The organism is Sphingomonas sp. UYP23 (assembly GCF_054059235.1).
Genome location: NZ_JBSSBX010000001.1, coordinates 4,508,965 through 4,532,682, shown reverse-complemented (window position 1 = coordinate 4,532,682; position 23,718 = coordinate 4,508,965). Strand labels below are relative to the sequence as shown.

General features: G+C 66.2%; 20 protein-coding genes and 1 tRNA gene. 10 read left to right on the top strand and 11 right to left on the bottom strand.

Going from position 1 to position 23,718, the window contains the following annotated elements; genetic code table 11:
- The first annotated feature begins 100 nt into the window (after positions 1 to 100).
- The 4 genes from ACVWYO_RS22260 to ACVWYO_RS22245 all read left to right on the top strand — a co-directional run bounded on the left by ACVWYO_RS22260 (position 101) and on the right by ACVWYO_RS22245 (position 6,284).
- Entirely contained in the window at positions 101 to 277 is a 177-nt protein-coding gene (locus tag ACVWYO_RS22260; RefSeq protein WP_457354553.1) for a hypothetical protein, read from the top strand.
- Between the two features lie 127 nt (positions 278 to 404).
- Complete coding sequence (locus ACVWYO_RS22255) at positions 405 to 3,221, top strand: TonB-dependent receptor (RefSeq protein ID WP_457354551.1); 2,817 nt, start codon at positions 405 to 407, stop codon at positions 3,219 to 3,221.
- Positions 3,175 to 4,107 carry an IS5 family transposase gene (locus ACVWYO_RS22250; RefSeq protein ID WP_457348219.1) on the top strand — a complete coding sequence of 311 codons (933 nt, stop codon included), beginning with the start codon at positions 3,175 to 3,177 and terminating at the stop codon, positions 4,105 to 4,107. Before ACVWYO_RS22255 ends, ACVWYO_RS22250 begins: the two co-directional genes overlap by 47 nt.
- A gap of 23 nt (positions 4,108 to 4,130) precedes the next feature.
- A complete protein-coding gene (locus ACVWYO_RS22245; RefSeq protein ID WP_457354549.1) occupies positions 4,131 to 6,284 on the top strand; it encodes a TIM-barrel domain-containing protein in 2,154 nt (717 codons plus the stop codon).
- On the opposite strand, the gene ACVWYO_RS22240 is transcribed toward ACVWYO_RS22245, so the two are convergent.
- From ACVWYO_RS22240 to ACVWYO_RS22215, 6 genes are all read right to left on the bottom strand, one after another.
- Positions 6,281 to 7,357: an aldose epimerase family protein gene (locus tag ACVWYO_RS22240; protein ID WP_457354546.1), complete on the bottom strand. Its 1,077-nt coding sequence runs from the start codon at positions 7,355 to 7,357 to the stop codon at positions 6,281 to 6,283. The two genes, ACVWYO_RS22245 and ACVWYO_RS22240, sit on opposite strands and share 4 nt — an antisense overlap.
- A 106-nt stretch (positions 7,358 to 7,463) precedes the next feature.
- Positions 7,464 to 8,198, bottom strand: a complete 735-nt coding sequence (locus ACVWYO_RS22235) for an SDR family oxidoreductase (RefSeq protein WP_457354544.1) — start codon at positions 8,196 to 8,198, stop codon at positions 7,464 to 7,466.
- Positions 8,199 to 8,284: 86 nt separating this feature from the next.
- Entirely contained in the window at positions 8,285 to 10,801 is a 2,517-nt protein-coding gene (locus ACVWYO_RS22230) for a TonB-dependent receptor (RefSeq protein ID WP_457354542.1), read from the bottom strand.
- Between the two features lie 134 nt (positions 10,802 to 10,935).
- A complete protein-coding gene (locus ACVWYO_RS22225) occupies positions 10,936 to 11,532 on the bottom strand; it encodes an alpha/beta hydrolase (protein WP_457354540.1) in 597 nt (198 codons plus the stop codon).
- Between the two features lie 184 nt (positions 11,533 to 11,716).
- Complete coding sequence (locus tag ACVWYO_RS22220; RefSeq protein WP_457354538.1) at positions 11,717 to 12,526, bottom strand: phosphate/phosphite/phosphonate ABC transporter substrate-binding protein; 810 nt, start codon at positions 12,524 to 12,526, stop codon at positions 11,717 to 11,719.
- Positions 12,523 to 13,473 carry a fatty acid desaturase gene (locus ACVWYO_RS22215; protein WP_457354536.1) on the bottom strand — a complete coding sequence of 317 codons (951 nt, stop codon included), beginning with the start codon at positions 13,471 to 13,473 and terminating at the stop codon, positions 12,523 to 12,525. The genes ACVWYO_RS22220 and ACVWYO_RS22215 overlap by 4 nt, the downstream gene beginning before the upstream one ends.
- Positions 13,474 to 13,676: 203 nt before the next feature.
- Here ACVWYO_RS22215 and ACVWYO_RS22210 point away from each other — a divergent pair, with 203 nt between their 5' ends.
- The gene (locus tag ACVWYO_RS22210; RefSeq protein ID WP_457354534.1) at positions 13,677 to 15,026 is read left to right on the top strand and encodes an FAD/NAD(P)-binding protein; all 1,350 of its coding nucleotides are present in this window, start codon (positions 13,677 to 13,679) and stop codon (positions 15,024 to 15,026) included.
- Positions 15,027 to 15,029: 3 nt separating this feature from the next.
- Here the strand turns inward: ACVWYO_RS22210 and ruvX are convergent, their stop codons facing one another.
- Together ruvX and ACVWYO_RS22200 are read right to left on the bottom strand one after the other, a co-directional pair.
- The gene (gene ruvX / locus ACVWYO_RS22205; RefSeq protein WP_457354532.1) at positions 15,030 to 15,494 is read right to left on the bottom strand and encodes a Holliday junction resolvase RuvX; all 465 of its coding nucleotides are present in this window, start codon (positions 15,492 to 15,494) and stop codon (positions 15,030 to 15,032) included.
- Positions 15,491 to 16,591: a DUF3089 domain-containing protein gene (locus ACVWYO_RS22200; protein WP_457354530.1), complete on the bottom strand. Its 1,101-nt coding sequence runs from the start codon at positions 16,589 to 16,591 to the stop codon at positions 15,491 to 15,493. The genes ruvX and ACVWYO_RS22200 overlap by 4 nt, the downstream gene beginning before the upstream one ends.
- A gap of 134 nt (positions 16,592 to 16,725) precedes the next feature.
- Here ACVWYO_RS22200 and ACVWYO_RS22195 point away from each other — a divergent pair, with 134 nt between their 5' ends.
- The 4 genes from ACVWYO_RS22195 to gatB all read left to right on the top strand — a co-directional run bounded on the left by ACVWYO_RS22195 (position 16,726) and on the right by gatB (position 21,991).
- Positions 16,726 to 18,516: a DUF4153 domain-containing protein gene (locus tag ACVWYO_RS22195; RefSeq protein ID WP_457354528.1), complete on the top strand. Its 1,791-nt coding sequence runs from the start codon at positions 16,726 to 16,728 to the stop codon at positions 18,514 to 18,516.
- 38 nt (positions 18,517 to 18,554) lie between these two features.
- The gene (gatC, locus tag ACVWYO_RS22190) at positions 18,555 to 18,857 is read left to right on the top strand and encodes an Asp-tRNA(Asn)/Glu-tRNA(Gln) amidotransferase subunit GatC (protein WP_140851808.1); all 303 of its coding nucleotides are present in this window, start codon (positions 18,555 to 18,557) and stop codon (positions 18,855 to 18,857) included.
- Complete coding sequence (gene gatA / locus ACVWYO_RS22185) at positions 18,857 to 20,341, top strand: Asp-tRNA(Asn)/Glu-tRNA(Gln) amidotransferase subunit GatA (protein ID WP_457354526.1); 1,485 nt, start codon at positions 18,857 to 18,859, stop codon at positions 20,339 to 20,341. The genes gatC and gatA overlap by 1 nt, the downstream gene beginning before the upstream one ends.
- A gap of 177 nt (positions 20,342 to 20,518) precedes the next feature.
- The gene (gene gatB, locus ACVWYO_RS22180; protein ID WP_457354524.1) at positions 20,519 to 21,991 is read left to right on the top strand and encodes an Asp-tRNA(Asn)/Glu-tRNA(Gln) amidotransferase subunit GatB; all 1,473 of its coding nucleotides are present in this window, start codon (positions 20,519 to 20,521) and stop codon (positions 21,989 to 21,991) included.
- A 13-nt stretch (positions 21,992 to 22,004) separates the two neighbouring features.
- On the opposite strand, the gene ACVWYO_RS22175 is transcribed toward gatB, so the two are convergent.
- The 3 genes from ACVWYO_RS22175 to ACVWYO_RS22165 form a co-directional block, all read right to left on the bottom strand.
- Positions 22,005 to 22,967 (bottom strand): hypothetical protein, encoded by a 963-nt coding sequence (locus ACVWYO_RS22175; RefSeq protein WP_457354522.1) that lies wholly within the window; start codon positions 22,965 to 22,967, stop codon positions 22,005 to 22,007.
- Positions 22,968 to 23,111: 144 nt separating this feature from the next.
- Positions 23,112 to 23,321: a hypothetical protein gene (locus ACVWYO_RS22170; RefSeq protein ID WP_457354520.1), complete on the bottom strand. Its 210-nt coding sequence runs from the start codon at positions 23,319 to 23,321 to the stop codon at positions 23,112 to 23,114.
- Positions 23,318 to 23,497 (bottom strand): hypothetical protein, encoded by a 180-nt coding sequence (locus tag ACVWYO_RS22165; RefSeq protein ID WP_457354518.1) that lies wholly within the window; start codon positions 23,495 to 23,497, stop codon positions 23,318 to 23,320. The genes ACVWYO_RS22170 and ACVWYO_RS22165 overlap by 4 nt, the downstream gene beginning before the upstream one ends.
- Before the next feature lie 129 nt (positions 23,498 to 23,626).
- Here ACVWYO_RS22165 and ACVWYO_RS22160 point away from each other — a divergent pair.
- Positions 23,627 to 23,711, top strand: a tRNA-Leu gene (locus ACVWYO_RS22160).
- Positions 23,712 to 23,718: the final 7 nt, after the last annotated feature.

The following is a 23,718-nucleotide window of genomic DNA, read 5'->3' as shown; positions in this document are numbered from 1 at the left end:
GCGCTTGCGGGCTAGTGGAAACCATCCGTTCGATCTGGCGATAGGTCTGACGGGTTCGCGCCGCTGACGGTACCACAAAGGCAGGTTCGACGACGGCGGCATGCGACTCGAAGTGCAGTGCAATCAGACGGCTGCGTCCAAAATCGGCATCGCCGATTTTGCGAGCGGGGCGGCATCCGCCCGGAAGAAAGGGCCGGATCGGAAGAGTCTGCGCTGGATCAAGGTGATGGAATCGATGCGTAAATCGGCCCCGCGGGCGATCCACTTCATCGAATGAAGTATCACCAGTGAAAATGAAGTTGTTATTTGAACATGCTACCGCTAAAAAAACTGCGGAAGCACCTCCATAACGTGCGACGTCGCAGGTTCGGTGCCGTGTTTGCACGGCACAAAAGGGGGGGTAAATGAAAGCGTTCACGTCAAATTTCGTTCGTCATCAGCGTGGCACGGTTGCGATGCGCGCCGGTGTTTCGCTGCTCGCGTTGCTCGCTGCTGGGGCCAGCGGTAACGCCTGGGCACAAGCAGAGACGCAGTCGATTTCGCCGGACACGGCACAGGCCGCTGCGCCCGCGCCGGAAGCCGACACGCCGCCAGCCGCAGCCCGCGGTGACATCGTTGTCACCGGCCGCCGTGCCGCACTCCAGGCCGCCGACGAGCGCAAGCGTCGCAGCGAAACGATCGTTGACTCGGTTGTCGCCGACGATGCCGGCAAGCTGCCCGACAATTCGATCACCGAAGTTCTGCAGAGTGTCTCGGGTGTGTCGATCGTCCGCTTCGCAGCGCTCGGCGATCCCGATCACTATTCCGTCCAGGGTTCGGGCGTGCAGGTGCGTGGTCTGACCGGAGTGGCGTCGCGCCTCAACGGTCGCGAGATCTTCAGCGCCAACAATGGCCGCGCGATCCTGTGGAGCGACGTGACCCCCGAACTGATGTCGGCGGTCGATGTCTATAAGGCCTCGACGGCGGACCTGATCGAAGGCGGCACCGGCGGCCAGATCGATCTGCGCACCAAGATGCCATTCGATTTCAACGGCAAGTTCCATGTCGCAGGGACAGGCGAGCTTGCGGTCGGCGATATGGCGAACAAGGCCGATCCCTCGGGCTCGGTCCTCGTCACCGACTCGTTCGATACCCCGATCGGCCGGATCGGCCTGCTCGGCGACATCGCGTTCAGCCAGTTCAGCTCGCTGTCGCAGTTCATCCGCACCAGCCCGTATTTCAAGACCGCGCTGAGCGACGGCACCAACAAATACGTTCCGAGCGGCTTCGCCTATGGCGACGAGGCGTTCCAGTACAAGCGCTACGGCATCTACGGCGCGGCGCAGTGGCAGCCGGCGGAATCGCTGATCTTCACCGGCAGCTTCTTCCAGTCGCGCTACAAGAGCCAGTCGAGCGATTACGGCACGCAGCTCGATTCGCAGACGCTCGCGGTCGATCCGGCGAGCAGCACGTTCGACAGCAACGGTCTGCTGACGAGCACCAAGGCGATCTACAACCGCGATCCGAGCACCTTCGCGCCGACCGGTCAGTCGATCACCAGCAGCGGCAACAAGGGTTTCGTCCAGAGCAACACCGTAACGCGCGACTATTCGCTGTCGTTCGTCTGGGCGTCGAAGGACGGCCCGCTGTCGATCAAGGGCTCGCTGCAGCGCGTCGATTCGCACCAGGTCTATGATCGCATCGACATTTTCCGCGATCTCGGCTTCGGTCAGAGCTACGGCATCGACCTGCGCGGCGATCTGCCGCAGATCAGCGTCAGTCCGGCGACCCAGGCATCGTTCAACAATCCGGCCAATTACTTCTGGTCGGCGTCGATGCCGCACAACGAGAACAACACCGGTCGGCTCGATGCCGGGCAGCTCGATGCCGAATACAAGTTCGAAGACAGCTTCTTCCGGTCGATCAAGGTCGGCGGCCGCTATGCCAAGCGGACCGAGCGCGATTATTCGAACGGCTATAATTGGACCGCGCTTGGCCGCGGCTGGAACGGCGACCCGCAGCTGACCTATGCGAATGCCGCAAAGGGCGACGTCGCCACGCATGCGTTCAAGGACTTCTTCCGCGGCGCGGCAACGCTGCCGGGCAACCTGATGTTCGCATCGGAGAATCTGGCGTCGCGCTTCAACGTCAACCGCACCGGGCTGGTGCAGTCGCCACCCGCAGGTTTCTGCAACGGGATCGAGTCCGATTGCTCGGCCGCCGGGCAATTGCCCGCGACGGGCTACGGCGGGTTGTCGGGGATCCGGACCCCCGGGTTCGTCCTGCCGGGCGATCGGGTGGATAACCGCACCGAGAACACCGCCGGCTATGCGCTGGTGCGCTTCGGGCCGCAGGGCAGCGAACCTGGCATCTCCGGTAACGTCGGCGTGCGCGTCGTGCATATCGAGAACGAGGGCAGCGGCTACGTCCAGCAGAATGGCGGGACCCCGTTCATCCGCAACGGCGTTCTGCAGACCTTGGCCAACACCTTCGTCGCGCGCGGCGGAAAGGCCGACTTCACGCGCGTCCTGCCGTCGGTGAACCTCGAATATTCGCTCACCGATCGGATCAAGATCCGCGGCGGCTACAACGTCACGATGGATCTGCCGAGCTTCAGCGCGCTGCGGGCGTCGGGTTCGGTCGGCGTGGCGACGACGGGCAATGCGGTTGCGGGGCAGCCTGGGAACTTCACCAACTTCACCGCGGACACGGGCAATCCGTTGCTCAAGCCGACGTTGTCGAACAATTTCGATCTGTCGTTCGAATATTACGGGCGCAAGGGGACGTCGTTCCACGTCGCGCCCTTCTACAAGCGGCTGACCGATCTGCCGATCTACTCGCTGACCAACCGGCAGGTCACCGTCGTCTATACCGACGGCAAGACCGAAACCGTTTCGGCGTCCGCGACCGATTATATCAACTCGACCAAGGCGGCGACCGTGAAGGGCGTCGAGGTCGGCGGTCGCTTCTTCCTCGACATGCTGCCCGGCGCGCTTGCCGGCTTCGGGTTCGAGGGCAATTACACCTTCATCAAGAGCAGCAACCCGGGCGATATCTATCGCGACATCACCGGTGCCATCAAGAACGATGCGCCGCTGACCGGTCTGTCGAAGCACAACTTCAACGCCACGTGGCTTTGTTGCAAAACTGATGGCGGGGATTCACGCAGGGAATCGAGCGGTATAGATAGGCGTAATGCCCAAACCTGCCGCACCTGTGTATCGTACGACGAACTGGCCTGAGTATAATGCGGCGCTGAAGCGGCGTGGGTCGCTGGAAATATGGTTTGATCCGGAGATGCACTGGCTTTCGAAGCCGTGTGGTCGCCCTGGTCGCCCGATGCGGTTTTCAGACAGCGCGATAGAGCTGTGCCTGACGCTGAAGACGCTGTTCAACCTGCCTTTGCGGCAAGTGACGGGGTTGGTTTCGAGCCTGATCAAAATGGCGGGGCTGGATTGGTCGGTGCCGGATTATACGACGCTGTGCCGACGGCAGAAGACGTTGAAGGTCAACCTCGGCGGGCGGATCAGCTCGGGCGGACTGCACCTGCTGGTCGACAGCACCGGGATCAAAATGACGGGAGAAGGCGAGTGGAAGACGCGCAAACACGGACCGTCCTACCGTCGCCAGTGGCGCAAGGTGCATCTCGGGATTGATGCTGGGACGCTGGATATCCGGGCCATTGAGGTCACGACGAATGCCATTGGTGACGCACCGACGCTGCCCGTTCTCCTGGCGCAAATTCCCGGAGACGAGCGGATACTCAGCGTCGGCGGAGATGGCGCTTATGATACCAGGGACTGCCATGCCGCTATTGCCGGGCGCGGTGCCGATGCGGTCATCCCGGTCCGCCGCAACGGGCAACCATGGGCAGAAGGCGGTCCCGGCGTCGATGCACGCAATGGAGCGCTACGCGCGACAAAGCGGCTTGGTCGCGCAATCTGGAAAAAGTGGAGCGGCTATCATCGCCGCAGTCTGGTCGAGACCAAAATGCACTGCTTCAAACTCCTGGGCCAGCGCGTTGTCGCCCGCACCTTCGATCGTCAGATTACCGAGCTCAAAGTCCGTGCTGCAATTCTCAATCGGTTCTCCGAAATAGGAACGCCGGTGACCGTCCGCATCCAATAACATCTTCAAGTAAAACGTCGGTCATGCTCTCGCGTAATTATGCAACAAAGCCGTACATCAAGGACCAGGCGAAATGGCCCGAGGCCGCCAAGGCGCGCACTGTCGCGGCGACCGGCGGCCAGAACACTGCGGGCAATGCGGTGCAGAAGCAGACCGTGGTGTGGAGCGGCGACGTGCTGCCGACCGCGACCGGCACGCACAAGTTCAAGCTCTACGGGTCGAGCTATTACAAGGTCTTTGCCGACGGGAAGCTCGTGCTCGACCGCTGGCGGCAGAACTGGAACCCGTGGTACGCCAATTTCGATTTGCCGATGACCGCGGGCAAGCCCGTGGCGATCCGGATCGAATGGGAGCCCAATGCGGGCTATATCGCGTTTTTCCACAGCGATCCGCTGCCCGATGCCGACCGCCATTCGGTGTGGTTCACCAGCGAGGTCGGGCAGGCGAAAGACTATTGGTTCATCCCCGGCGGCAGTATCGACGGCGCGATCGCGGGGTATCGCCAGATCACCGGCAAGTCGGAAATGATGCCCAAATGGGCGTATGGTTTCTGGCAATCGCGCCAGCGCTATGAGACCGCCGACGAATTGACCGGCGTCGTCGACCGGTATCGCAAGCTGAAGATCCCGCTCGACAATATCGTCCTCGACTGGCGGTATTGGAAGGATCCCGAATGGGGCAGCCATCGCTTCGATGCGACGCGCTTTCCCGATCCGGCGAAGATGCTCGCCGACGTCCACGGCGATCATGCCAATTTCATGATCTCGGTCTGGCCCAAATTCTATCCGACCACCGACACCTACAAGGCGCTCGCGGCGGCGGGCGTCGCCTATCAGGGCAATCTGCGGCAGGGGAACAAGGACTGGGTCGGGCCGGGCTTCGCCAGCACCTTCTACGACCCGTACTCGCCCGCGGGCCGCACGATCTTCTGGAAGCAGATCGAGGAGCGTCTGGCCAAGCTCGGGGTCGATGCGTGGTGGGCGGACGCGTCTGAGCCCGACATGCATTCGAACACCTCTATTCCGGAGCGGATGGACGCGATGGGGCCGACCGCGGCCGGGCCTGCGGCGCAATATTTCAACAGCTATCCGCTGATGAACGCGCGTGCATTCTTCGAGGGCTGGAGCGCGTACAAGCCGGACGTGCGGCCGTTTCTGCTGACGCGTTCGGGGTTCGCCGGGTTGCAGCGCTATGGCGCTGCGATCTGGTCGGGCGATGTCGCCAGCCGCTGGTACGATCTGCGCGCGCAGATCTCGGCGGGCGTCAACGCGTCGATGTCGGGCATCCCCAATTGGACGCACGACATTGGCGGCTTCGCGTTCGAGGATCGCTTCTCGACCAAGACGCCGACCGCGGCCAATCTCGACGAATGGCGCGAGCTCAATCTGCGCTGGTTCCAGTTCGGGGCGTTCAGTCCGCTGTTCCGCAGCCACGGCGAATATCCGTATCGCGAAATCTACGAGATCAGCCCGGAAGGCTCGCCGATGCGCGCCTCGATGATCCGCTACGACGAACTGCGCTATCGGCTGATGCCCTATATCTACACGGTGGGGGCCGACACCTATCTGAAGGACGGCAGCATCATGCGCGCGCTTGCTGCGGGTTATGCGGCCGACCGCGAGGTCCGCCGGATCGACGACGAATATCTGTTCGGCGATGCGTTCCTCGTTGCGCCGGTGACGGCGTACAAGGCGCGCTCGCGGTCGGTCTATTTTCCCGCGGGCACGCGCTGGTACGACTTCGATACCGGCCGCGCCTATCAGGGCGGAACGCGGGCCACGGTCGATGCGCCGTTCGAGCGGCTGCCTCTGTTCGTGCGCGCGGGGGCGATCGTGCCGACCGGGCCGGTCACGCAATATGTCGACGAGCACCGCGACGCGCCGCTGACGATCCTGGTCTATCCCGGCGCCGATGGCAGCTTCTCGCTGTACGAGGATGACGGGCGGTCGATGGCATACAAGAGGGGCGCCTCTTCGCGCATTCCGATCGCCTATGACGACCGCACCGGAACGGTCCGCTTCGGCAAGCGCGAAGGCGCCGGCTGGACCGGCATGCCCTCGACTCGGACGCTCCGCGTGAAATGGGTCGGCGAGGGGCAACCGGCCAAGGGCGACGCGTTCGATGCCGAGATCCGCTACACCGGCGTGCCGGTCGAGCTCTCCAGACAGCGGCGCTAGCGCGGGCTGACGCCAAACCGCCAGATCGTGGTGGAGCGGAAGACCTGACCGGGGCGCAGCAGCGTGGTCGGAAAGTCCGGGTGGTTCGGGCTGTCCGACAGATGCTGCGTCTCGAGCGCGACGCCGTCGAACGCGAGCATCACCCGGCCGCTCGGCCCCTTGTCCTTCCCGTCGATATACCCGCCCGAATAGACCGTGATCGACGGCTCGGTCGTCTCGACCGTGAGCGTCCGGCCCGAGGCCGGGTCGTCGAGCCGCGCTACGGGTGCGAGCTTGCCGAGCGGCTTGTCGAACAGCCAGCCATGGTTGTAGCCATGCTCTCCCATCAGCGGCCCTTGGCTGTCGATGCCGGTGCCGAGCGGATGCGGCGCTCGCAGGTCTAGTGGCGTGCCGGCAACCGCGGGGAAGACGCCGGTCGGGATGCCGCCGGCATCGGTCGCGACATAGCGCTTCACGTTCACCTGTAACCGCTGCGCGCGGATCGACCCGCTGCCTTCGCCGGCGAGGTTAAAATAGGCGTGGTTGGTGAGGTTGAGCGCAGTGGGCTTCGAGGTGCGCGCTGCATAGTCGATCCGCAGTGCGTTGCCCGCGATCAGGCGATAGGTCACCGCGACTTGAAGGCGCCCCGGAAAGCCCTGGAACCCGTCGGGGCTGTTGAGCATGAAGGTTACGGCGCGGGCGCTGCGGGCGCTTACCGTCCACTGCTGCGTGTCGAACTTGGCCTTGCCGCCGCCATGGAGCGCGTTGGGGCCGTCGTCCGCGACGAGCTGCACCGGCTTGCCGTCGATCGCGAAGCGTGCGCCGCCAATCCGTCCGGCATAGCGGCCGATCGTTGCGCCGAACGAGACCTTGCCGTTCTTCGCGCGGAACTCGGCGGGGGTGGGGAAGCCGAGCAGCACGTTCGCGCGCTTGCCTTCGCGGTCGGGGACCTCGATCTGCGTCACCGTGGCGCCGAACGGAATAAGGCGGACGACCATGCCGGTAGCGTTGCGAAGCTCGATCGCGGTGTCGGTCGATTGTGCGCTGGCCGAAGACGCGAGCGTGAAGGCGAGGAGAATCAAGATTTTGCGCATGTTCGCTCCACGGGTGCCGTAATGTGGGCGACCCGCGCCAGTCTGTAGCGCGTGCCACGGGGAGGAGACCAGCGTCGGGCCAGCTATTCCGCCCCGTGCTGCTGGCTTACGGCGTGATCTGCTTGACCGGGCGGACGAGGATTTCCTCGACCAGCACGCGCGGCGGCTGCGCGAAGGCATAGACCAGCGCTTGCGCGATGTCTTCGGCCTGCAGCGCGTCGAGCGATTCGCGGCGTTCGTGCATCACCGCCTCGGGGACGTTGTGGCCCCATTCGGTCCAAACCGAGCCGGGCTCGATCAGCGACACGCGGATGCCCTTGTCGCCGACTTCCTTGCGCAATGCATCGGCAAAACCGACCACCGCGAATTTGGTGGCGTTGTAGACCGACCAGCCCGCAATGCCGTAGCGCCCGCCGACGCTCGATACGATCGACACCATCGCGCCGGCGCGGCCATGCATGAGCGGCAGGGCGGCATGGGTGCAGTTGAGCACGCCGTACAGATTGGCGTCGATCTGCGTCTTCCAGTCGTCGGGCTTGCTCTCGGCGAACGGGCCGTTGATGCCCATTCCGGCATTGTTGAACAGCAGGTCGATCCCGCCGAAGCGTGCCTTGACCTGGGCAACCATCGTCTGGACCGCCGCAAGATCGGCCACGTCGGTCTCGATCGCGAGCGCGGCGTCGCCGATCTCGGCGGCGAGCGCGTCGATCCGGTCCTTGCGCCGTGCGACCAGCACGACATACGCGCCTTCCTTGGCGAGCAGCCGCGCGGTCGCCTCGCCGATCCCGCTCGACGCGCCGGTGATGACGGCGACCTTTCCGGTCAGATCCTGCATGTCCATCGCGTCGCTCCTTCACGCCGAGGCCGCGGCGGCCAGCGTGTCGGTGTAACACGCTGGCGCTGAGGAAGTTTCGCGAGCGGGTGCGCTCAGAACGCTGCGGACAGCGTCACGAACACCTGGCGCGGCGCGATCGGATAGGCCGAATAGCTGTTGGTCGCCGAGCCGATCGAAACGGTCGAAACGCCCGTCACGTCACCGAGATTGGTGACGTTGAGGCTGAGCTCGGCCTTGCTGAGATGCGCCATCTCGGCCGGAAGCTTCGCCCCGATCCGCAGCGAGGTGAGGAAGTAGGACGGCACGCTCGTATCGTTGGTATAGGTCGCGAACCGCCGTCCGACATAATCGCCGATCAGCTGTGCCTCGAACGGCCCGACGTTGAGCGTCGCGACGGTCTTGTTGAGCCATTTCGGCGAACCCGGCACCTGCTTGCCGCAGGTCGGCACGACGCCGCTGACGATGGCGACTCCCCCAATGCATCTCCCCGTCGCGGCCCCGATCCCGCTCGCAGTCGAGGTATAATCGCTCTTGTAGGTCGAGCTGTTGTACGACGCCGCATTATAGAGCGAGAAGGTCTTGCCGAGATGCACCGTGAAGGCAGCATCGACGCCATCGGTATGGACGTTGCCGACATTGACGAGGATCGACGTCCCGCCGGTGATCGCGCCACCCGCGATCCCGCCGGGGTTGGTCGCGATCGCGAGCTGGCGGTCGTTGAAGACGACATGATAATAATTGATCTGCGCGTCGAGCCCGCTGATCAAACCGTTGAAGCTGCGATGCGTGCGCAAGCCGGCTTCATAGGTCCAGCTCGTCTCGGGACGGCCTTGCTGCTTGAACGCATCGAACGCGGTTTGGCTGCCGGTGAACCAGGGCGAGAGCGACCCGCCGCCGAGATACGTCATGAACTGGTGCAAATTCTTCTGCACGTTGAAATAGAGCTGCTCGTGCGGCGTGACCTCATAGGTGGCGCCGACCGCTGGGAGGAACCAGGGCAGCGTGTTGATTCGCCCGCTCGGCAAGGCGCCGGTCAGTCCCGAGAGCGAGCCCTTGACCGGCTGCACCACGAAATAGCCGTTCGCCCATTGCGCGCTGGTCTTGAGACCCGCCTCGACCTGCAGCCGATCGGTGACCTTCCAGCTGTCCTGCGCATGGAGCTGGAGCGTCTCGACGCGGGCCTCGCCCTGATATTGCGTCAAGAGCGGCTGCTCGACGCTCAGCGGGCGGATATAGGGGGTGCTGATTCCCGGGTTCGCGAGCGGCACGGCGTACCAGCGACGCCACTGCGTCGCGCTGTTATGTTCGAACCAGCCGCCGAGTTCGATGTGGTGCGCGCCGAAATCGAGCGCGAGGTTCGAGATCACGCCTTCGCGGTCGATGCGATATTCGGTGGTACGCGTCACCAGCCCCGATCCGCCGGTCGCCGCGACCAGAGCGGACGAGGCATTGGCATTGGTCGCGTAATGCGGTGCGGTGGCATAGTTCGGATCAAGATAGGCCTGGATCACCGTGATCGACTGGCCGAGCGGGCCTGCAACGACGCCGACGCCGTCATTGTGATGGAAATAGCCCGTCGTCGACCAGGTGATGTTGTGCGCGAGATGCGCGTCGTAGCGGGCATAGCCGAGATAGTCGGTGCGCTGCGCGTCGGAATAATAGTTGCGGTAATTGCCGCCGGCCGCCGCTGGCGTGTTGCCGAACGCGTCCAGATAGCCACGCATCGCGCTTAGATCGGGATAGAAATAGGGACGCGTGTACGGCGTATACCCCTGCACGGCGGTGGTCGCAGGGATGCGGAAGGTCGTCGCGTCCTCGTTGGGCTCGGCCTTGTCCGAATAGTCGAAGAACAGCGTCAGCTTGCCGATGCTGTCGTCATGGACGAACTTGGCATTGGCCTGCCAGCCGCCCTGCACGCCTTGGAAATCCCAGGCGCGACTGCGCTGGCGGACTGCAGAAATGTAGGCAGAGTTGGTGCCGCCGGCGCCGAAGCTGCCGCTGTCGATGCGCGTATAAGTGCGCGACGTGCCGTAGCTGCCGAAGGTTTGCGCGATCTGCGCGCCGAGCCGGGGCAACGGATTTGCCGAGAAGGTTTCGATCGTGCCGCCGAGATTGCTCGTCGAGGCGGTCGCGAGGTCGCCCGCGCCCGTCGTCACCACGATCCGGCCGACATTCTCGGAAATGACCGCACGCTGCGGCGACAGGCCGTTGTAATTGCCGTAATTCTGGTCGCCCAGCGGGACGCCGTCCATCGTGTAGCCGAGCTGCTGGAAATTGAACCCGTGAATGAAGATCTGCGCGTTCTGCTCGTTATTCCCCCACGGATCGGCCGAGATGTAGAGCACGCCGGGCAACGTCTGGATCGCCTTCAGCGGCGACACGCCGGGCAGAATCTTCTGGATTTCGCTCTGCGGGATTGCGGTGGCCGATCGCGTCGCTTTGGCGGTGACGACGATCGCGGTGGCGGCGTCGTCGGTCGAATCGGTCGTCTGGGTCGGCGCCGGATCGACCGGGGCGATGGTGGTCTGCGCCAGCAGTGGCGCGCCGATACCAGCGGTGGCGAGCGCCGCCGCGGACACGGTGGCGCGGATCGCGATACGAAGCGACATGATATTTCCCCCTGCGGCGAATGGTTTCGCCGTTGGGGTGGCCGTTACGCATCGGTCGTTTCAGTTGCGTGATGATTATATGAAAGCCGCATGACAAGCGGTTGCATGGTGCGATCCGACCCGATCGTCGCATCTTACTCCGGCGGCGTTGGCGGCACCGGAATGGCGAAGGGAGACTGCCGTTGAGCCGCATGGGCGGGCGGGCGCGCGTCGCGATACGAGAGCAGCAGATCCTCGATCGCGGTGAAGCGCGCATGGCGGTTGCTCGTCGCCCCCGATGGCACGGCGTCGGTCGCGACGAAGCGGCTGCCCCACGCATCGGCGAGTGCGAGCGTTTCCTCCACCTGGAACGTCGGGTCGTTGATCACGACTGACGGGAAGGGCAGGCGGAAAGCCGGGCCGTGCTGCATCGCCGCTGCCGCTGCTAGCGCATCGAACCCGACCTGCAACGGCGCGTGGAACAGCGCGCCGGTAACCGCGCGCAGATAGCTGCGCGGCGACAGTTGCGCCCACCAGGCGACCGCGCGGCAGGCAATGCCGTGCGCCACGATGACGACCGGGGCATCGCGGCGCGCCAGCATGGCGTCGAGCTGGAGCGCCCAGCGGCCGTTGTGGAATTTGGACAGATCGAGCACGATGCTGGCCGAAATCGATAAACCGGCAGGACCACCCTTCACGCTTACCAACATCGGCGTGGGAAGATCGGTTGGCGCCTCGATTGCACGCGTCATGACGGCTCTCCTCTCGAGTCTGGGCGGCCCGGTACGACGATCTTATCGCGCCGACTCGGGCTGCGCTTCCACGATCGGAGCCTATTCCCATCGCATTGATCGGCAATAGGCGAATCGCCGGAAAGCGCCGGGTCTGCGCCCAGTTGAACCCACGTCCCTGCGGCGGACGGCGGGGACGTACGCTTTATTGAACCACTGGATAGCCGGCTTTGATCGCGTCGATCTCGCGCGTGCGGACGCAGGCGTAGCGTTCGATTCCGCCCGGTAGAATGTCGGCGAGGAACAATGCGGCGCGCGCTTTGGCGAGCGTGGGATCGGCGATGATTTCGGCGAGCGCGATCCGAAGCGCGGCGACCGTCGCGATGCTCGTTCCGCGCGCGGTGACGAAGGGCAAGGTCGGGGATTCCGCGGTCGTGGCGAGGATCCGCAGCCCGGCGATGGCCGCGGGTTCGAAGCGGCGCAGCGCGGCATAGCTCACTGCGTCGATCGCGGCGAGATCGGCGCGGCCCTCGCGCACCGCATCGATGCTCGCGCGGTGCGATCCCGTCTCCACCACCGCCGCGAAGAAGCGCCCGTCGATCGCAAGCGGCGCGATCGCGGCGCGGAGCAGATTGTAGCCGCTGTTCGAATGACGCGCGTTGATCGCCGCTCGCTTGCCGCGATAGTCCGCCACGGTCGTGTCCGGGTCGGCAGCGCGCGTGACGAGATAGCTGACATGCGCGCCTGCGGCGCAATCCGGCGCGGCGTAGACGGGCACGCCGACGACGCGCAGCGCGAGATCGGTCTGGCTGACCAGCGGATAGCCGCACGCCTGGCCCAACAGCAGCGCCGGGTCGCGCCAGACCGCCTCGACCGGGCGCGTCCGGTCGAGCGTCTCGGGTGCTGCCACGCCGCGCGCGCGCAGGCGGCGCGCGATCTCCGCCCACACACGATCGTTCGCCGCGTGTTGCGCGGGATGATCGTACATCGCGAGCGAGGCGATCGGCCGGCTCACGCGCGCGCGTCCTCATGCGCTGGGTGAACCAGCACGTGGTGCCGACGCAACGCGAAGCGGCGCAGGACCGAGGCATAGCCGCGATACGCCGGCGCTTCTGCGCTCACCAGCCGCGCGTGATGGGCGCGATGGTGCGCGGGGAGGTGATACCAGGCGAGGCCGGGGCGGTCATGGTGCGCGGCATGGAGATTGTTGTTGAGATAGAGCAGGCCGAGCAGCCCGCCACGCTCGACCGTCGCTGCGCGGCCGGGCACGCCGAGATCGGCATGATGCTCGGCGAACGAGCGCAGCAGCGTCAGTGCGATGCCGGGATAGACGAACAGCAGCAGATAGGCGCCGATGTCGAAGCGCGTCCAGGCCAACCAGCCGAGCACCGCGCCGACGCCGACGAGATGCGGCAGCCAGTCGCGCGCGACCGCACCCGGTTGGTGATGCCCGCGGCGTGCTTCCTCCGCGATCAACGCGCAGATCGCCAGCGCCGGACCGAACAGCACGCGCCCAAGCAAGGTCGCTTGCAGCCGAGCGCTTGCGGCCGCGATGCCGTGGCCGCTGGCGACATAGCGCGATTCGGGGTCATGCAGCGGATCGGTGATCGCCGGACTGCGGTGATGCGCCACATGACTGCGCCGATAGAGCGCATACGGCAGCCACAGGGCCAGCGGTGCGAACCCGATCGCATCGTTGAGCCAGCGCCAGCGCGTCGGGTGATCGTGGATCGTCTCGTGCTGGAGCGAGCCGTGCCAGGCGATCAGCCATGCGCCGATCAGCAGCAGGAGCGGGGCAGGGATCGCGGCGTGCCAATAGGTCGCCGTCAGCCACCAGCTATAGATCGTGGTCGCCAACAGCAAGGTCGGCAGTTCGACGATAAGGCGGGGCTGGGATGCGACCGCCGGCGTGCGCTTGGTCGGTGGAAGAGGGGAAAGCACGTCTTCCTGGGTAAGCAGCATTAGCGTTCTCCGACTGGTGCGCTATAATCCACCAATACGATGGGAATTGAAGCCGCTCAAAACTATCGATCGGCTAAGCCGTGCTTCGCGTGCGTTCGGCGATCGGCGCCGCGGGTCGGGGCAAGCACTTTCGCGCGTTCTGGGTGCGACCAAGGAGCGAATATGATGTGTCATATGCACTACGGCCCGGCCGGATGGTGGGCATGATCGAGCATGTCGCAATCGTCGGCGCGGGGTTTTCCGGGTCGCTCGCGGCGATCAATCTCGTGCGCCATGACGGGCCACGCGCGACGCTGATCGACCGTCGGGCCGATCCTGGGACCGGCCTCGCTTACGGCGCGGCGCACCCGACGCACCTGCTCAACGTGCGTGCGGCCAATATGAGCGCGTTCCCCGACGATCCCGGTCATTTCGTGGCGTGGCTCGCGGCGCGCGGCATGGCGGCGGGGCCACAGACCTTCGTTCCGAGGCTCGTCTATGGCGATTATCTGCGCGATCTGCTCGACCGGGCGGCAGCCGACCATCCTGACCGGCTGCGCATCGTCCGCGGCGAGGTGGTCGATCTGGTCGAGACCGACGGCGTGCGCGTCGTGCTCGCCGATGGCAGCGCGGTCGAGGCCGATGCAGTGGTGCTGGCGGTCGGCAATCTGGCGCCGCACACGCCTGCGGGGATCACGCCCGAGGCGTTGCCGAGCGCGTGCTATGCCGGCAATTGCTGGGATCCGGCGGCGACCGAGGGCTTGGGCGCGGACGATACGGTGCTGGTGCTCGGCACCGGGCTGACGATGGTCGATATCGCCTTGCTGTTCGAGGCTAAGGGGTTTGCCGGGCGGATTCTTGCGGTGTCGCGGCGCGGCCTGCTGCCGCATGCCCATGCTGCGCCGGGTGCGCCGTTCGTCGCGATCAAGGATCGCCCGGCGCCGGTCCTGTCGGCTCTGGTCAGGGCGCTCCGGACGCGCGCCGAAGCGATCGGCTGGCGCAGCGCAATCGACGAATTGCGACCCTTCACGCAGGATATGTGGCGCGCGGCGTCACCCGAAGAACGCGCGCGCTTCATCCGCCATGCGCGGCCGTGGTGGGACATCCACCGCCATCGCCTCGCGCCCGACGTCGCGGCGCGGCTCGCCGCACTGCGCGCAAGCGGGCGGCTTGAGCTGGTCGCAGGCAAGATCGAAGCGACCGAGGCGGACCCCGCCGGCGTTGCAGTGCATTGGCGTCCACGGGGCGCGCATGCCGCCGAGCAGCGCGTCGTCCAACGGATCATAAACTGTACCGGTCCGCAGGGCGACCTGGCGCGGGCGCACGAACCGGTGCTGCAGGCGCTGGTAACGCGCGGGGTGATCCGCCCGGACCCGGCGCGGCTCGGGATCGACGTCGACGCCCAGATGCGCACGCTCGGCGCCGATGGCGCGGCGAACGATCGGATCTTCGCGATTGGTCCGATGACGCGCGGCGCGTTCTGGGAGATCGTCGCGGTGCCCGATATCCGCACGCAGGCGCGGGCGCTCGCGCGACGCGTCTCGAACGCGCATTGGGTAGCGGAAGGGTTGTAGCGGCTAGACCGCGACGAGCGCGTCGATCGCGCCTTGCAGGATATAGGCGGCGGCCATCTTGTCGACGAGCTCGGCGCGCTTGGCGCGGCTCGCATCCTGCTCGATCAGCGTGCGCGTCACCGCGACGGTCGACCAGCGTTCGTCCTGCAGGAAGATCGGCAGCCCGAGATCGGCCATGTTGCGCGCAAACGCGCGGCTCGACTGGCTGCGCGGGCTCTCGCTGCCGTCGTTGAGGTTGAGCGGCAAACCGATCACGATCCCCTTGACCTGCTGCGCCGCGATCAGCTCGGCGAGCGCCAGCTTGTCCTTCTGGAACTTGGTGCGGCGGATCAGCAGCGCGGGCGAGGCGAAGCTCCAGCCGGCATCGCACAAGGCGGTGCCGATCGTCTTGGTGCCGACATCGAGTCCGATCAGGCGGCCGCCGGTTGGAAGGGCCGCGCGGAATTCGGTGCGATCGGTCGTGATCACTTCTTGAAGCTCGCCAGTCGCCGCGCCGCATCGGTGCGGACGTTCGCCCAGAACAGACTGTAGTCGTAGACGTGGTAATTGTTGCCCGGCAGCACATAGCCGCCGAGCGCGGGCGGCGCGCCGATCAGCAACAGCCCGCGCGGATCGCAGCGTGCCGGCACTTGGCCCGTCACGATCGTCGCCGTCGCGAGATCGGCCGATGGGATCAGCGTGCCGAGATTGGCGCTGGCAGGCGCAGCGGCATCGGGTGTGCCGGTGAGCGGATTGGTGCACACCATTGGCGTGTTGCGCCGGGGCTTGCCGTCGGTGCCGGTGCTCGCCTGATAGGCATCGACGATCAGCGCGGGGTCGGCGGGCTCGGCGAAGCTCTGCCACGACAGGATGCAGCCGGCTTGGTCGGCGCTGCGGCACTCGGGCAGACCGAGCGTCGGCACGTCGACGCTGCGCGACACCGGCCAGCCGATGACATAGGCGGCGACGATCCGCTTCGCGAGTGGCTTGCCCGCGACCTTCTCGCGCAGCAGCCGGAGCAGGTGGAGCGCGCCCTGGCTGTGGCCCGCGAGGATGATCGGGCGGTTGCCCGCTTGCGCGACGAAGGCGTCGAACGCGGTCGCGACGTCGCCATAAGCGAGATCGAGCGCCTTGGCCGCGGCGTCCTGGCTGGTGAGGAACGCCCCGAAGGTGGCCTGCCGATAGCGCGGCGCCCAGATCTGGCCGACCGCATTGAACGCGCTCGCCTGGGCGCGCAGGAACAGCGCGGCGCGGGCATTGGCTTCAGCATCGTCGAGCGGCGCGTTCCAGCGATTGCGATCGAGGAAAGAGGTCGGGTGGATGAAGAACACCGCGGCCGTGCCGTCCTTCTCCGGCGTGTAGCCGGGCGGCAACCACAGAGCGGGATTGCCGGGCTTGTCGGGGCGCGCGAGCCACATGTCGGCGCGGCGATAGGCGGCGGCGGGTTCGCGTGGCTGCGTGACGAAGGCGCTGTGCGGGACCATCGCCAGCTTGAGCAGCTCGGCCCCCCAGATCGCATAGGCAAAGGCGCCCGCAATCACGAGCACGATCAGGACGGTGAAGATGTAGAGAAACTTGCGCGCCAAGCGGTCCACCTCCCACGGGCATGGTGCGGCAGTGCCCATGCAAGCGTGATGCGATTTCCGTGCAGCAGGATGGCGGCGCTTGCAATCGCCTTGGCGACGGCGTTGGTGCGGCGCAATGCCGGGGGAGCGATGCGATGACCGAATTGACCGAATCCGAACGGGATACGCGCGGTTGGCCGCTTCGCCCGATCCTGCTCGCGATCGTCGGCGCGTTGGCGGCTTTGGCAGTGCAGCAATTGCTCGACGTCGGAGGCCCGCGCTTCCCGTCGATCGACCCGGCGGCGTGGCGCATCGCGCTGACCACCGCGATCGGCACGGGCGCCGTCACCTTCGGCTTCGCGCTCGAACGACGGCGCTGGTGGTGGGCGGCGCTGTTTGGCGTCGGGGTCGGCGCGCTCGCCGGGCTGATCGTCTATTGGAACGGCGGCGGCTGGGGCGCGTGGCGCGACTGGCATAGCGCGAGCCTGTTCCTGTCGATCGCGATCGCGGTTCCGCTGTTCCAGACCGCGCGCGACCAGGGCGCTTGGCGCTTCCCCTATGCCGACGTCCACGGCGAGGCGTGGACCAACGTCGTGCTGTGGGGCGCGTGCTCGCTGTTCACCGGGGTCGCGTTCGCGCTGGCATGGCTGCTGTCGGCCTTGTTCGACCTGATCGGGCTTCACTTCCTGCGCGATCTGCTGCGGCACGACTGGTTCAATGCCCTGCTGTTCGGCGCGAGTTTCGGTGGCGCCCTCGGACTGCTGCGCGAACGCGACGGCGTGCTGCGGCTGCTCCAGCGGGTGGTGACCGCGGTGCTTGCGGTGCTGGCGCCGGTGCTCGGGGCGGGGTTGGTGATCTTTCTGCTCGCCTTGCCGTTCACCGGGCTCGACGCGTTGTGGGAGGCGACCAAGTCGACCACGCCGATCCTGCTGAGCTGCGTGATCGGCGCGCTGATCCTCGCCAATGCGGTGATCGGCAACGGCGCCGACGACGAGGCGACCAACCCGCTGCTGCGCTTCGGCGCGATGGCGCTGGCGCACTCGGTGCTGCCGCTGGCGGTGATCGCGGCGATCGCGACCGGCTTGCGGATCGGCCAATATGGCCTGACGCCCGACCGCATGTGGGCTGTGGTGTTCGTCGGTCTCGCGAGCGTCTACGGCGTCGCCTATCTCGTCGCGTTGGTGCGGGGGCGGCTTGGGTGGAACGCCTTTGTCCGGCCGAGCAATTTGCGACTCGCCTTCATCGTCACGGGGGTCGGGCTGCTCCTCGCCACGCCGATCGCGCGTTTCAACGCGCTGTCGACCGCCGACCAGGTCGCGCGGCTCGAGAGCAAGCGCATCCCGGCGGCGAAGTTCGACTGGGCGGCGCTGGCGTTCGATTTCGGCGATCCCGGCAAGGCGGCGCTGCGGCGGCTCGCCGGCTCGAAGACTCCGGCGATCGCGGCGCGGGCCAAGGTGGTAGCGATGAAGACCAATCGCTGGGAGGTCGTGAGCGTTGAACGCACGCAGACCGATGCCGACCTCCTCATCAAACGCCTGCGCGTGGTGCCGGCGGCGGTGCCCGTGCCGTTCGCGCTGCGCCAGCAGCTGACCGATTGGCAGGCATGTCGGTCCGATCGTGAGAATGGCTGCATCCTGCTCTACACCCCGGGGGCGAGCGAAGCGGTGTCGATCTCGCAAAGCTGCATCGACGATCTGGTTCGCGAGCCGCAAGCCGCGACTGTCTCGGCGCCGATGGTGACGACGCCCTCGGGCTGCGGGTCATCGCGCTATCACCGGACCGGCGACGATTGGGCGCGGATCGATGAAAATGCCCGTGCTCCGCTTGCGCCGGCCGAACGCGCCGCGCTTAAGGCTGGCGCCGCCGCCGGCAAGGTCGAGATCCGTGCCGTACCCGCACGCCGCGTGTTCGTCGGGGGCGTTCCGCTCGGCGATCCGTTCGAATAGGTTGCGCAAGGCTCGGGCGCTCTGCTAGCCGCGAGACCATGCCAGTCACCATCGCCACCGTCAGCAAGATCGCGAGCCTAGCCCGCATCGCGATTACCGAGGAACAAGCCGCGCGCATCGCGCCCGAGCTCGACAACATCATGGGTTGGATCGAGCAATTGGGCGAGGTCGACACCACCGGCGTCGCGCCGATGACCGCGGTGATCCCCAACCACCTCCGGCTGCGCGACGACGTCGTCAATGCCGACCCGCTGACCGGCGGCGGCATCCGCGATGCCGTGCTGGCCAACGCCCCCCAGGCCGAGCACGGCTTCTTCACCGTGCCCAAGGTGATCGAATAATGACCGACCTGACCGATCTCGGCGTAGCCGCCATCCGCGACGGCGTCCGCGCCGGCACCTTTTCCGCGCGCGAAGTCGCCGAGGGCTTCATCGCCAATGTGTCGAAGGCCAAGGCGCTCAACGCCTTCCTGGTCGAGACCCCCGACCACGCGCTCGCCGCCGCCGATGCCGCCGACGCGGCGCGCGCTGCGGGCGAGACGCTGAAGCCGCTCGCCGGCGTGCCGATCGGGATGAAGGACCTTTTCTGCACCAAGGGCGTCCCGACTACCGCGGCGAGCCTGATCCTCGAAAGCTTCGTGCCACCGTACGAATCAACGGTGTCGGCGAACCTGTGGGATGCCGGCGCGGGGATGCTCGGCAAGCTCAACATGGACCAGTTCGCGATGGGCTCGTCGAACGAGACCAGCGCCTTTGGCAACGTCATCTCGCCGTGGCGGCGCAACGACGGCGGCAACGCCCCGCTCGCACCGGGCGGCTCGTCGGGTGGTTCGTCGTCGGCGATCGCCGCGCGGCTGTGCCCCGCGGCGACCGGCACCGATACCGGCGGCTCGATCCGCCAGCCCGCCGCCTTCACTGGCATCAGCGGTATCAAGCCGACCTATGGCCGTTGCTCGCGCTGGGGGACGATCGCGTTCGCCTCGTCGCTCGACCAGGCGGGGCCGATGGCGCGCGACGTACGCGACTGCGCGATCCTGCTCGAGGCGATGAGCGGGTTCGACGCGAAGGATGCGACCTCGCTCGATCTGCCGGTGCCGGCCTGGGAAGCCGGATTGTCGGGCGATCTCAAGGGCAAGCGCATCGGTATTCCCAAGGAATATCGCGTCGACAACATGCCCGCCGAGATCGATGCTTTGTGGCAGCAGGGGATCGACTGGTTGAAGGACGCCGGCGCCGAGATCGTCGAGGTCTCGCTGCCGCACACCAAATATGCGCTGCCGGCCTACTACATCATCGCACCCGCCGAAGCCTCGTCGAACCTCGCGCGCTATGACGGCGTGCGCTACGGCCTGCGCGATCTGCCCGAGGGGGCAGGCCTGCAGGACATGTACGCCGCGACGCGCGCCGACGGGTTCGGCGACGAGGTCAAGCGCCGTATCATGATCGGGACTTATGTCTTGTCTGCAGGCTTTTACGACGCGTACTTCACACAGGCTTCGAAGGTCCGCACGCTGATCGCGCGCGATTTCGAACAGGCCTGGGCGAAGTGCGACCTCCTGCTCACCCCGACGGCGCCGTCGTCGGCGTTCGCTTTGGGCGAGAAGTCGGCCGATCCGATCGCGATGTATCTCAACGACGTCTTCACCGTGCCGTCCTCGCTGGCGGGTTTGCCGGCGATGTCGGTGCCGGGTGGCCTCGACGGCGCCGGCCTGCCGCTCGGCCTCCAGATCATCGGCAAGCCGCTCGACGAGCAAGGCGTGTTGAATGCCGGGTTGGCGCTTGAGCAGCGCGCCGGCTTCACCGCACGCGCCGAGGCGTGGTGGTAGGATGGTCCGCCTTGATCGAGTTGGTGGCCGGGCTTTCCGACCTCTTACCTAAACCGGCCATCAAACGATCAGATGACCAGCCTGCCAGGCGCCGTGACAAGCCGGATCAAGACTTGAAGCGCGCAGCGCGACCAAAGCATTTTCTGTTCAGGCGTTCCAAGAGTGGACCCCCATCTCATGACTGACACCAAATACACGATCCGCGGCGAAACTGGCGACTGGGAGGTCGTGGTCGGCCTCGAAGTCCACGCGCAGGTGACCTCGAACGCCAAGCTCTTCTCGGGCGCGGCGACCGCATTTGGCGCCGAACCCAACACGCAGGTGTCGCTGGTCGACGCCGCGATGCCCGGCATGCTGCCCGTCCCCAACCGCGAGTGCATCCGCCAGGCGGTGCGCACCGGCATGGCGATCGACGCGCAGATCAACAAATGGTCGCGCTTCGACCGCAAGAACTACTTCTACGCCGATCTGCCGCAGGGCTATCAGATCAGCCAGCTCTACCACCCGATCGTCGGCGAGGGCGCGATCGACATCAGCCTCGACGACAAGAACCCCGACGCTGCTGGCAAGCGCATCGGCGTCGAGCGGATCCATGTCGAGCAGGATGCGGGCAAGCTGATGCACGACCAGCATCCAACGCGCTCCTACGTCGATCTCAACCGCTCGGGCGTCGCGCTGATGGAGATCGTGTCGAAGCCCGACATGGCTTCTCCCGCTGAAGCAGGGGCTTACCTCCGCAAGCTCCGATCGATCCTGCGCTATGTCGGGTCGTGCGATGGCAACATGGAAGAAGGCTCGATGCGCGCCGACGTCAATGTCAGCGTTCGCAAGGCCGGTGACGAACTCGGCACGCGCACCGAGACCAAGAACGTCAATTCGGTTCGCTTCGTGATGGCGGTGGTCGAGCAGGAGGCCAAGCGCCAGATCGACGTGCTCGAAAGCGGCGGCCGGATCGTCCAGGAAACGCGGCTCTACGATCCCGATCGCAACGAGACGCGCTCGATGCGTTCGAAGGAAGATGCGCACGATTATCGCTACTTCCCCGATCCCGATCTTCTGCCGCTCGAGCTCGACGACGCGTTCCTCGAAGAATGCCGCGCGTCGTTGCCTGAGCTGCCCGATACCAAGCGTCGCCGCTACGAGGCTCTCGGGATCACGCCCTACGCCGCTGCAGTGATGACCGCCGAGGTCGAGGCGGCGCGCTGGTTCGATGCGCTGCTCGACAAGGGCGTTGCGCCGGTCGCTGCTGCCAATTGGACGACCTCCGAGCTGTTCGGCGCGCTCAACCGCACGGGCAAGGACATCGAGAATTCGCCCGTCAGCCCCGATCAGGCCGCCGAATTGCTCGGCCTGATCGCCGATGGCACGCTGTCGGGTACGCTCGCCAAGCAGGTGTTCGAGATCATGCTCGAGACCGGCCAGGGGGCTGCGGCCGTCGTCGAGGAGCGCGGGCTCAAGCAGACCAGCGACACCGGCGAGATCGAGCGCGTCATCGCCGAGGTGATGGCGGCGAACGAAGACAAGGTCGCCGACTATCGCGGCGGGAAGGACAAGCTGTTCGGCTTCTTCGTCGGGCAGACGATGAAGGCGATGGGCGGCAAGGCCAATCCCGGCGTGGTCAACGACGTGCTGAAGAAGGTGCTCGGCTAGGCCGAGTCCGGCGTCACGCGACCAGAGTGTCGCGTGATGCGCCCACCCGGCGCAACCGCGCCGCGGCGGCCTCGATGAGGCCACTCGTCGACGCCGCGAGGCCGGTGACGATATGTGCTCCGACCGAAAGGCTTGCCATCATCGCCATCAGGGTGGCGACATTGCCGTGATGGCCGAACAGCAAGGCGGTCGCGCCAGCGAACACCAGATCCTTGTTCGAGACGAACGGCAGCCGCGACAGCACGAGCTTGAGCGCCGAAAAGGCGACCAACCAGCTCGCTGCGATCTCTGGCAGAGCAAGGTGCCACAGCACCGCGGTCAGCACGATCCCGCTGGTGGAGCGCACGATGTGGATCGCGGTGATCTCGCGCAGCAGCGTGCCGGGCAGATGGAAGACCGATTTGCGTCCGAGAATCGCCACCATCGGCGGCGCCGCGACCGCGACCACGGCGAGCGCGATTGCCCAGTGCGGCATCGCGATATGCAGCCGCCCGAGCAGCGGCGCGGTGAACAATGCCACCAGGATCGTCGCGCTGTTGCCGACCGCGGCCGACAGCAACGCGACGTCCTTGACCGAGCCGAACGCGATTCCCGGCGTCTTGCCCGCGCGGCGCGCCCAGCTGTAGAGATAGGTCTCACCGACATAGCCGAACAGGAGATCGTTGCTCACCGTCTTGCGCGCCATCGCGACGATCGCGGCGCGTGGGATTCCCCAGATGCGGTGATAGATCGCCCATTCGGCGACGATCGGTGTGCAATAGAAAGTGATGAAGACCAGCCAGAAGAGCGGATTGGCCGGGACCATCGCGAGCACCGCGTGCCAGTCCATCGCGTGGAGTTCGAACACTGCCGCCGCGAGGATCGCGATCGACATCGCCGGCGCGGCGAGACGGGTGAGGGCGGTGCCGAATGGCGCCTCGCCGGTTGGTGGCGCGGGCAACAATGGTATGGCGTCGGCGACTTCTGCGGCTGACATGATGGCGCCCCCCCCAAAGGCATGACGGCAAACGCCCCGTCATCCCCTAGACGCCGCGCGCCGCCCAAATCCGCCGCCGCGCGGACCTACAAAAAAGGGCCCGCATGGCAGGCCCTTCCTTTGATAGGTTCGGTCGAACCCGCGTTACTGCGCGTCGTCGTCCTGGTTCTTCACCACGCCGCCGGTCCCGCCGACGCCGTCCTCCATCCCGGGGGAGGTAAAGGAATCGGGCTCGCGCCCGCCTTCGCCACGCTCGACCGCATCCTTGCGGGCTTCGACCGCCTGCTCGATGTCGCTGCGCGTGTCATTGTCGTTCTCGGACAGGCTGTCGGGGTGCGGGTCGGACGCGCTCATGCGAAATCGCCTGTCAGGCCCGTGTCGGTCGGCGCGATCGGCTCACCGCCGGGGTCGCCGCCGGGGCTGGGGAAGTCGGTATCGGGCGATGGGCTCGGCAGCTCGGTCGGCATCGGATCGGGCTGGCCCGATTCGCTCGGGACGGGGGGAAGTTCGGTCGGGGGCGTGCTTGCCATGGGGACTCTCCTCTGGGGTCTTAACGCGCAAACTAGGCACGGGTTGCGCGCAATGCCACGCGCGTACTTTGCCGACTTGCCCCCGCGCGCATGGCTGGTATAGACGCCCCCCACACCGGCGGTGTCCTTGCGGGCGTGGCGGAACTGGTAGACGCAGCAGGTTTAGGTCCTGCCATCGCAAGATGTGGGGGTTCGAGTCCCTTCGCCCGCACCAGTCTTTC